This window comes from Mesorhizobium sp. WSM4840, assembly GCF_055811755.1.
The window spans coordinates 13,175-23,019 of sequence record NZ_JBVVQD010000056.1 but is presented as its reverse complement, the minus strand read 5'-3'; the positions used below and the strand labels follow the sequence as shown (position 1 = coordinate 23,019).

At 62.2% G+C, this 9,845-nt stretch carries 7 protein-coding genes; 2 read left to right on the top strand and 5 right to left on the bottom strand.

Annotated elements, in window-relative coordinates; translation table 11 throughout:
- The 4 genes from AC0L3I_RS35310 to rpsL form a co-directional block, all read right to left on the bottom strand.
- A partial coding sequence (locus AC0L3I_RS35310) for a GTP-binding protein (RefSeq protein WP_246677656.1) occupies nucleotides 1-122 on the bottom strand: 122 nt, incomplete at its 3' end.
- A 66-nt stretch (nucleotides 123-188) separates the two neighbouring features.
- Nucleotides 189-2,279 (bottom strand): elongation factor G, encoded by a 2,091-nt coding sequence (gene fusA, locus AC0L3I_RS35305; RefSeq protein ID WP_029352192.1) that lies wholly within the window; start codon nucleotides 2,277-2,279, stop codon nucleotides 189-191.
- A gap of 30 nt (nucleotides 2,280-2,309) precedes the next feature.
- Entirely contained in the window at nucleotides 2,310-2,780 is a 471-nt protein-coding gene (rpsG, locus tag AC0L3I_RS35300) for a 30S ribosomal protein S7 (protein WP_008875664.1), read from the bottom strand.
- Between the two features lie 85 nt (nucleotides 2,781-2,865).
- The gene (rpsL, locus tag AC0L3I_RS35295) at nucleotides 2,866-3,237 is read right to left on the bottom strand and encodes a 30S ribosomal protein S12 (protein ID WP_006333356.1); all 372 of its coding nucleotides are present in this window, start codon (nucleotides 3,235-3,237) and stop codon (nucleotides 2,866-2,868) included.
- Between the two features lie 462 nt (nucleotides 3,238-3,699).
- Here rpsL and AC0L3I_RS35290 point away from each other — a divergent pair, with 462 nt between their 5' ends.
- Both AC0L3I_RS35290 and AC0L3I_RS35285 read left to right on the top strand, forming a co-directional pair.
- The gene (locus tag AC0L3I_RS35290; protein ID WP_123150797.1) at nucleotides 3,700-3,981 is read left to right on the top strand and encodes a transcriptional regulator; all 282 of its coding nucleotides are present in this window, start codon (nucleotides 3,700-3,702) and stop codon (nucleotides 3,979-3,981) included.
- A gap of 165 nt (nucleotides 3,982-4,146) precedes the next feature.
- The gene (locus AC0L3I_RS35285) at nucleotides 4,147-5,082 is read left to right on the top strand and encodes a Gfo/Idh/MocA family protein (RefSeq protein ID WP_473530019.1); all 936 of its coding nucleotides are present in this window, start codon (nucleotides 4,147-4,149) and stop codon (nucleotides 5,080-5,082) included.
- Nucleotides 5,083-5,452: 370 nt separating this feature from the next.
- Here the strand turns inward: AC0L3I_RS35285 and rpoC are convergent, their stop codons facing one another.
- Complete coding sequence (gene rpoC / locus AC0L3I_RS35280) at nucleotides 5,453-9,649, bottom strand: DNA-directed RNA polymerase subunit beta' (RefSeq protein WP_473487415.1); 4,197 nt, start codon at nucleotides 9,647-9,649, stop codon at nucleotides 5,453-5,455.
- Between the last annotated feature and the right edge of the window lie 196 nt (nucleotides 9,650-9,845).

Below are 9,845 nucleotides of genomic sequence, written 5' to 3'. Positions count from 1 at the left end.
CGCTTGTATTCGCCAAAATACTTGGTGATCGCCGCCGTCAGCGACGTCTTGCCATGATCGACGTGGCCAATCGTGCCGATGTTCACATGAGGCTTTGTACGCTCGAATTTACCTTTTGCCATGTGATGTCTCCATTCCTGCTCGCCCGTGCGGGCTTTGAATTAAGTTAGCGCTGCAACCCGTTCTGGTTACGCGTATTTCTTCTGGACTTCCTGAGCGACCGCGGTCGGCACCGGCTCGTAGTGATCGAATTGCATCGTGTAGGCCGCGCGGCCCTGGCTCATCGAGCGCAGGTTGTCGACGTATTTGAACATGTTGGCGAGCGGCACCATCGCGTTGATAACCACCGCCACGCCACGGGCTTCCTGGCCCTGGATCTGGCCGCGACGGCCGTTCAGATCGCCGATGACGCTGCCGACATAATCTTCCGGCGTCACCACTTCGACCTTCATGATCGGCTCGAGCAACTGCACGCCAAGCCTGGGCGCCGCTTCACGGAAGCAGGCACGGCCAGCGATTTCGAAGGCCAGAACGCTGGAATCCACGTCGTGGTAGGCACCATCGATCAGCGTCGCCTTGACGCCGATCATCGGGAAGCCGGCGAACGGACCCGACGTCATGACGCTGTTGATGCCCTTTTCGACACCGGGGATGTATTCCTTCGGCACAGCGCCGCCGACAATCTTGGATTCGAACAGGAATTCGCTGCTTTCCGGATTTGGTTCGAACAGGATCTTGACGCGGGCGAACTGGCCCGTGCCGCCGGTCTGCTTCTTATGGGTGTAGTCCTGCTCTTGGCTGCGGGTGATCGTCTCACGATAGGCCACCTGCGGCGCGCCGACATTGGCCTCGACCTTGAACTCGCGACGCATGCGGTCGACGATGATGTCGAGGTGGAGCTCGCCCATGCCGGAAATGATCGTCTGGCCTGATTCCTCGTCGGTCTTGACGCGGAAGGACGGGTCCTCGGCGGCCAGGCGATGCAGCGCAAGGCCCATCTTTTCCTGGTCGTTCTTGGTCTTCGGCTCAATCGCGATCTGGATGACCGGATCGGGGAATTCCATGCGCTCGAGGATGACCGGATGCAGCGGATCGCAGAGCGTGTCGCCCGTGGTCGTGTCCTTGAGGCCGGCCAAGGCGACGATGTCGCCGGCGAAAGCCTCTTCGACGTCGGCGCGCGAGTTCGCATGCATTTGCAGCATGCGGCCGATGCGCTCCTTCTTGCCCTTGACCGTGTTGTCGACCGAGATGCCCTTGGTGAGCTTGCCCGAATAGATGCGGGCGAAGGTGAGCGAGCCGACGAACGGGTCGTTCATGATCTTGAAGGCAAGCATCGACAGCGGTTCGTTGTCGTCGGCATGACGCTCGATCTCGGCGTCGGTCTTGGCGTCGACGCCCTTGATGGCCGGAACGTCGGCCGGCGACGGCAGGTATTCGACAACGGCGTCGAGCAGCGGCTGCACGCCCTTGTTCTTGAAGGCGGAGCCACAGAACATCGGGTAGAATTTCACCGCAATGGTGCCCTTGCGGATCAGCGCGCGGATCTCGTCATTGTCGGGCATCTTGCCTTCGAGGTAATTCTCAAGCGCCGTCTCGTCCATTTCGACGGCGGCTTCGATCATCTTCTCGCGGTACTCTTCCGCACGAGCTTTGAGATCGTCCGGGATCTCGACGACGTCCCAGGCAGCGCCCAGCGTTTCGTCGCGCCAGACCAGCGCGTTCATCTCGACGAGATCGACGATGCCCTTGAACTCGGTCTCAGCACCGATCGGCAGCTGCATGACGACGGCATGCGCGCCGAGGCGCGAGCCGATCATCTCGACCGAGCGGTAAAAATCGGCGCCGATCTTGTCCATCTTGTTGCAGAAGATCATGCGCGGCACGCGGTACTTGTCGGCCTGGCGCCAGACGGTTTCCGTCTGCGGCTCGACACCGGCATTGGCGTCGAGCAGCGCAATGGCGCCGTCGAGCACGCGCAGCGAACGCTCGACCTCGATGGTGAAGTCGACGTGGCCGGGGGTGTCGATGATGTTGAAGCGGTGCATCTTGCCGTCACGACCCTTCCAGAAGGTCGTGGTCGCGGCGGATGTGATGGTGATGCCGCGCTCCTGCTCCTGCTCCATCCAATCCATGGTGGCAGCGCCGTCATGAACTTCGCCGATCTTGTGCGACTTGCCCGTGTAGTAGAGGACGCGCTCGGTGGTCGTCGTCTTGCCGGCGTCGATATGCGCCATGATACCGAAATTGCGGTAGTCTTCGATTTTATATTCGCGGGCCATGGGAGGTGCCTCTTCAGTCTCGTTCGCGCTTTACCAGCGGTAGTGCGCGAAGGCGCGGTTGGCTTCTGCCATCTTGTGGGTGTCTTCACGCTTCTTGACGGCGGTGCCGCGGTTGTTGGCCGCATCCATCAGCTCGCCGGAGAGGCGGTCGACCATCGTGGTCTCGTTGCGGTTGCGAGCGGCGGCGATCAGCCAGCGGATGGCCAGCGCCTGACGGCGCTCGGGGCGCACGTCGACCGGAACCTGGTAGGTGGCACCACCGACGCGGCGCGAACGCACTTCCACATGCGGCGCGACATTGTCGAGCGCCTGGTGGAAGACGGTGACCGGCTCCTGCTTGGTCTTGGACTGGACCTGGTCGAGCGCGCCGTAGACGATGGTCTCGGCAACCGACTTCTTGCCGTCATACATGACGGCGTTCATGAACTTGGTGACGATCAGATCGCCGAACTTCGGGTCCGGGTTGATCTCACGCTTTTCTGCACTGTGACGACGGGACATTTTTTCTCTGCCTCAATTCTGCGTGGTGGCCTGGATCCCGGATCGTCGCCTGGCGCCGTCCGGGATGACCTTGGCTACGCTTCGGTCACTTCGGACGCTTGGCGCCGTATTTCGAACGGCGCTGCTTGCGGTTCTTCACACCCTGCGTGTCGAGCACGCCGCGGATGATATGGTAGCGGACGCCCGGAAGATCCTTGACGCGGCCGCCGCGGATCATCACCACCGAGTGTTCCTGAAGGTTGTGGCCTTCGCCGGGGATGTAGCCGATCACTTCAAAACCATTGGTCAGGCGAATCTTGGCCACCTTGCGCAGCGCCGAGTTCGGCTTCTTCGGCGTCGTTGTGTAGACGCGCGTGCAGACGCCCCGCTTCTGCGGGTTCTGCTGCATGGCCGGGACCTTGTTGCGCTTCACCGGCGCAATGCGCGGCTTGCGGATCAGCTGGTTGACGGTAGGCATTAAACCCTCTTGTCTCTCAATTCCGTGTCTCGCCCGGTCAGGGCCGCTCAAAGCGTCATTTCCATACGCAAATTCGGGCCACAAACCGCGCCTCGCGGTCTTGCCCGAACAAATGGCAGAGGAAGCGGAAACCGCTTCATGCACGCCGGAAATGTCTTTTCGCTCGTAAAACGAACCCTGTTTGAGGCAAACTCCAAAGCGTGTCGCTTCGGAAGGGAGAGCCTCACATCGGTTCTGACTGGGCGGCTTCTACTCGCAAGCCTGTTGCCCGTCAACCCCGGAGCGCCAAATATTACGCTGAAACCGAGGCTTGGCAGCCATGCGAAAAGCGCATGTAATTTTCTTTCGCCATTTTGCAAGAGGAGGGAAGAAAGTGACCGGCTTTCGGCTGTTGCGCGGCCATGCTTCATGCGAAAAAGAGGCATGAACAGCACAGATCCCCTCGCCCGGAGGAATCAGCCCGTGAACGACAATGATGAGCGCCCGGTCACCATCATCACCGGCCGGGCGTGGAAGAGGAAAGACGGCAAGCCGGAAGGCGTCCACGTCATGCTGGTCGCGCCCGACGACGATTCGGCGGTGCGCCGGGCGCTCGAATCGCTCTCGGCCGAAGGTTACGCCGAGGCTGAGCTCGATCAGATCGGCGACCTTGACGGCGTGCCCGACGACGAGCCGCACCTGTCGGCCTATCAAGGCGCGCTCGAAGGCGAAGTGTCGATCGTCACCTTCGACGTGCCAGTCTGAGGCAGGGCCAGTCAAAGCAGGGCCAGTCTGAAGCAAGGCCAGTCTGAAGCGGGCTCTATCTCGGCCCGCCGAGCGAGCCTCCCGCGACTTGCCCGGCATCGGTTCTCTGCTAAGAGAACCAATCGCTGCCAGGAGCAGTGCATTTTCCAATCCGTGGAGTCTCCCATGTCCTCGAACAGCAACCCTATCAAGCTCGGCATCGTCGGGGTGGGAAAGATCGTCCGCGACCAGCACCTGCCAGCCCTGGCCAAGGACCGGGACTACCGCCTCGTCGCCGCCGCCAGCCGGCACGGCAAGGTGGACGGGATCGCAAATTTTCCTGATATCGAGGCGATGCTGGACGCGGTGCCGGAGCTTGAGGCCGTATCGCTCTGCATGCCGCCGCAGTTCCGCTACGACGCCGCGCGGACAGCGCTGGCGGCGAAAAAACATGTCTTCCTGGAAAAGCCGCCCGGCGCCACGGTCAGCGAGGTCGAGGATTTGAAGGCGCTAGCGGTCGCGAACGGCGTCTCGCTGTTCGCCAGCTGGCATTCGCGCTATGCCCCGGCAGTCAAGGCCGCGCGCGATTTTCTCGGCTCGACCACAATAAGATCGGCAGCCATCAACTGGAAGGAGGACGTGCGCCGCTGGCACCCGAACCAGGACTGGATCTGGGCTCCGGGCGGCTTCGGCGTGTTCGATCCCGGCATCAACGCGCTGTCGATCGCGACCCATATATTGCCGGCGATGTTCATCACCTCGTCGATCCTCGATTTTCCCGAAAACCGCGCCGCCCCGATCGCCGCACACATCGCCTTCCGCACCTCGAACGGCTTGCCGGTGACGATGGAGCTCGACTGGCGCCAGACCGGCCCGCAAAGCTGGGACATCCTGGCCGAGACGGACAACGGCGCGATGGTGCTTTCCGGCGGCGGCTCAAAACTAGCGGTCGACGGCCGCGTCGTTCACGACGAGCCGGAAGCCGAATACCCGATGCTCTACAGGCGTTTCGCAGAGATCGTGCGCGCCGGCGTTTCCGATGTCGATCTCGCTCCCCTCCAGCATGTCGCCGACGCCTTCATGCTGGGTAGGCGCAATGTGGTGGAAGCGTTTTTCGATTAAGCCGCGGAGCTGTAAGGAGTGGCCTTCGCCCCGGTCCTGACCATCTTGCAAGCGTCGCGCCGCCCCTCATCTGGCTGCCGCCATCTTCTCCCCGTGAACAGGGAGAAGGACGCCGTCATCAAAGATTTCGCCAATCTCCAGCGTCGCAGAAGAGCGCCAGGGCTGCGGCCAGCTTCTTTCTCCCCGTTTACGGGGAGAAATGCCCGGCAGGGCAATGAGGGGCGGCGCCGGACGATCGAAATAAGTCGCAAACACTCGACGACGCCTCCTCCCACTCCGTCGCCAGCGGCATAAGTTTTCCAACTTCAACACAAAAAAAGCCGCCGGGTTGCCCCGACGGCTTTGTTGCCTGAGATCTGTACCGCCGCGCTTACTGCGCGGCGGAAGCCATGTCGGTCAGCATCTGATCGGCGACCTCGACGCCCGACGCCTTGCGGCGCTCGTCGATGATCAACTCGTCGCGCGAGGTGGCGATGCGCCGGATCTGGCTCATCGTGCCGCCGGTGCCGGCCGGGATCAGACGGCCGACGATGACGTTTTCCTTCAGCCCCTGCAGCATGTCGGTCTTGCCGGCAACCGCCGCTTCTGTCAGCACCCTGGTCGTCTCCTGGAAGGAGGCGGCCGAGATGAAGGACGGCGTCTGCAGCGAGGCCTTGGTGATGCCCAGGAGCACCGGCTGGCCTTCGGCCGGCTTCTTGCCGTCCTCGACCAGGCGCTCGTTGACCTCTTCCAGCTCGATCACGTCGACGTGGTCGCCCGGAATGTAGGTCGAGTCGCCCTGCGCAGTGATCTCGACCTTCTGCAGCATCTGGCGAACGATCACCTCGATGTGCTTGTCGTTGATCGACACGCCCTGCAGACGGTAGACCTCCTGGATCTCGTTGACGAGGTAGGACGCAAGCGCCTCCACGCCCTTGATCGCCAGGATGTCGTGCGGCGCCGGATTGCCGTCGAGGATGTAGTCGCCCTTCTCGATGACGTCGCCGTCCTGGAGATGGAACGGCTTGCCCTTCGGGATCAGGTATTCGACCGGCTCAAGCGTCGAGTCATGCGGTTCGATGATGATGCGGCGCTTGTTCTTGTAGTCGCGGCCGAAGCGGATCGTGCCGTCGATCTCGGCGATGATGGCGTGATCCTTCGGACGGCGTGCCTCGAACAGTTCGGCAACACGCGGCAGACCGCCGGTGATGTCCTTGGTCTTGGCGCTTTCCATCGGGATACGCGCCAGCACGTCGCCGGGGCGAACCTGTGCACCCGGCTCGACCGAAAGAATGGCCTCGACCGAGAGCAGGAAGCGGGCGTCGCCGCCCTTCGACAGTTTGCCGACCTTGCCCTTGGCGTCCTGGACCACGATCGCCGGCTTGAGGTCGTTGCCGCGTGGCGTCGAACGCCAGTCGATGACCTCGCGCTTGGTGATGCCGGTCGACTCGTCGGCCGTTTCCTGGACGGAAATGCCGTCGACCAGATCCTCGAACGCCACCTTGCCCTCGATTTCGGTGAGGACCGGGCGGGTATAGGGATCCCACTCGGCGATGCGCTGGCCGCGCTTCACCTTGTCGCCATCGTCCACGAAGATGCGCGAACCATAAGTAACACGGTGCGTGGCGCGCTCCTTGCCGGCTTCGTCGAGGATCAGCACCGCCATGTTGCGGCCCATGACCATCTGCTGGCCGTCGGAGTTGCGCACCACGTTGCGGTTGCGGATCTCGACCTTGCCCTCATACGAGGCTTCAAGGAACGACGAGTCCACCACCTGCGCCGTACCGCCCATGTGGAAGGTACGCATGGTGAGCTGGGTGCCCGGCTCGCCGATCGACTGCGCCGCGATGACGCCGACAGCCTCGCCCTGGTTGACCGGGGTGCCGCGGGCCAGATCGCGTCCGTAGCAGACCGCGCATACACCGACCCTGACATCGCAAGTCAGTGCCGAGCGAATGCGGACCGACTGGACGCCGGCCTGTTCGATCTGCTCGACGTCGCGTTCGTCCATCAGCGTTCCGGCCTTGACCAGAACCTCACCGGTGACCGGATGCGTGATATCGTCGAGCGCCGTGCGGCCGAGAACGCGCTGGCCGACGGAAGCGACGACCTGGCCGGCATCGACGATCGGCTGCATGGTGAGGCCCTTGTCGGTGCCGCAGTCGACGGAGTTGACGATGCAGTCCTGCGCCACGTCGACCAGACGACGGGTGAGGTAACCCGAATTCGCCGTCTTCAAGGCGGTGTCGGCCAGACCCTTGCGGGCGCCGTGGGTCGAGTTGAAGTACTCGAGCACGGTCAGGCCTTCCTTGAAGTTCGAGATGATCGGCGTCTCGATGATTTCACCGCTAGGCTTGGCCATCAGGCCGCGCATACCGGCAAGCTGGCGCATCTGGGTGGGCGAGCCGCGCGCACCGGAGTGCGACATCATGTAGATCGAGTTCATCGGCTTTTGACGGCCATTGTCCTCGAACTCGACCGCCTTGATGCGGGCCATCATCTCGTCGGCGACCTTTTCCGAGCACTTGGCCCAGGCGTCGACGACCTTGTTGTACTTCTCGCCCTGCGTGATCAGGCCGTCATTGTACTGCTGCTCGTATTCCTTGGCCAAAGCCTCGGTGTCGGAAACCAGCTTGATCTTGGCATCCGGGATCAGCATGTCGTCCTTGCCGAACGAAATGCCGGCGCGGCAGGCGTGGCTGAAGCCGAGGGCCATGATGCGATCGCAGAAAATGACCGTCTCCTTCTGACCGCAATGGCGATAGACGGTGTCGATCATCTTGGAGATGTTCTTCTTGGTCATCTCCTGGTTGGCGGTCTCATAAGGCACGTTGACGTTCTTCGGCAGAAGCTCGCCGATGATCATCCGGCCGGGCGTGGTGTCGTAGATCTTCGACACGACCTTGCCATCCGCATCGACCGTGCGGAAGCGGCCCTTGATCTTGGAGTGCAGCGTCACCGCCTTGGTCTCGAGTGCGTGCTGGAGTTCGCCCATGTCGGCAAACACCATGCCCTCGCCCGGCTCATTCTGGTTGACGATCGAGAGATAGTAGAGACCCAGAACCATATCCTGCGACGGCACGATGATCGGCGCGCCGGAAGCCGGGTGCAGGATGTTGTTGGTCGACATCATCAGCACGCGGGCTTCAAGCTGTGCTTCCAGCGACAGCGGTACGTGAACCGCCATCTGGTCGCCGTCGAAGTCGGCGTTGAAGGCCGTGCAGACCAGCGGGTGAAGCTGGATAGCCTTGCCTTCGATCAGGATCGGCTCGAACGCCTGGATGCCAAGGCGGTGCAGCGTCGGCGCACGGTTCAGAAGCACCGGATGCTCGCGGATGACCTCGTCGAGAATATCCCAGACCTCCGGACGCTCCTTCTCGACCAGCTTCTTCGCCTGCTTGACGGTCGAGGAATAACCCTTGGCGTCGAGACGGGCATAAATGAAGGGCTTGAACAGTTCGAGCGCCATCTTCTTCGGCAGGCCGCACTGGTGCAGCTTGAGCTCCGGACCGGTCACGATGACCGAGCGGCCGGAATAATCGACGCGCTTGCCGAGCAGGTTCTGGCGGAACCGGCCCTGCTTGCCCTTCAGCATGTCGGACAGCGACTTCAGCGGACGCTTGTTGGCGCCGGTGATGACGCGGCCGCGACGGCCGTTGTCGAACAGCGCGTCGACGGCTTCCTGCAGCATGCGCTTTTCATTGCGCACGATGATGCCGGGCGCACGCAGCTCGATCAGCCGCTTCAGGCGGTTGTTGCGGTTGATGACGCGGCGATAGAGATCGTTGAGATCCGATGTCGCGAAGCGGCCGCCGTCCAGCGGGACGAGCGGGCGCAGGTCCGGCGGGATCACCGGAACCACCTTCATGATCATCCATTCCGGACGGTTGCCGGACTCCATGAAGTTCTCGACGACCTTAAGCCGCTTCAGATACTTCTTCTGCTTCAGCTCGGACGTGGTCGAAGCCAGCTCCGAACGCAGATCGCCGGCGATCTTCTCCAGGTCCATGCCGGCCAGAAGATCGTGGATGGCCTCGGCGCCGATCATGGCGGTGAAGCTATCTTCGCCATATTCGTCGACAGCCATCATGTACTCTTCCTCGCTGAGGAGCTGGTGCTCCTTCAGCGCGGTGAGGCCAGGCTCGGTGACGATGTAGTTCTCGAAGTAGAGAACGCGCTCGATGTCCTTCAGCGTCATGTCGAGCAGCGTGCCGATACGCGACGGCAGCGACTTCAAGAACCAGATATGGGCGACGGGCGCGGCCAGCTCGATATGGCCCATGCGCTCGCGACGGACGCGCGACAGCGTGACTTCGACGCCGCACTTTTCGCAGATGACGCCCTTGTACTTCATGCGCTTGTACTTGCCGCACAGGCACTCGTAGTCCTTGATCGGACCGAAAATGCGCGCGCAGAACAGGCCGTCACGCTCCGGCTTGAAGGTGCGGTAGTTGATGGTCTCCGGCTTTTTGATCTCGCCGAACGACCAGGACAGAATCTTCTCAGGGCTGGCGAGCGAGATCCGGATGGAATCGAACACCTGCGCAGGCGCCTGGGGATTGAAGAGATTCATGACCTCTTGGTTCATGCCGTTCTCCTTTTCGGGGTCCTCGAAAACCCCTTGCATCTAGCGCGGGCCAAACGCCCGCCGACTTGATCGGCCATCGGCCGAAGAATTTGGTGCGTCCGGTCGCGGAAGCCGCGGCCGGACCTCTTGCTAACACGGCCGCGTCGGGCAGCCGAACCCGGGTGTAGTGCAGCGTGGTGTTGAGCAGCTCGACATT

Bases quoted from the DNA above. Each gene is read 5' to 3' on its own strand.
- fusA (WP_029352192.1), bottom strand. From the start codon at position 2,279: ATGGCCCGCGAATATAAAATCGAAGACTACCGCAATTTCGGTATCATG.
- rpsG (WP_008875664.1), bottom strand. From the start codon at position 2,780: ATGTCCCGTCGTCACAGTGCAGAAAAGCGTGAGATCAACCCGGACCCG.
- rpsL (WP_006333356.1), bottom strand. From the start codon at position 3,237: ATGCCTACCGTCAACCAGCTGATCCGCAAGCCGCGCATTGCGCCGGTG.
- AC0L3I_RS35285 (WP_473530019.1), top strand. From the start codon at position 4,147: ATGTCCTCGAACAGCAACCCTATCAAGCTCGGCATCGTCGGGGTGGGA.
- rpoC (WP_473487415.1), bottom strand. From the start codon at position 9,649: ATGAACCAAGAGGTCATGAATCTCTTCAATCCCCAGGCGCCTGCGCAG.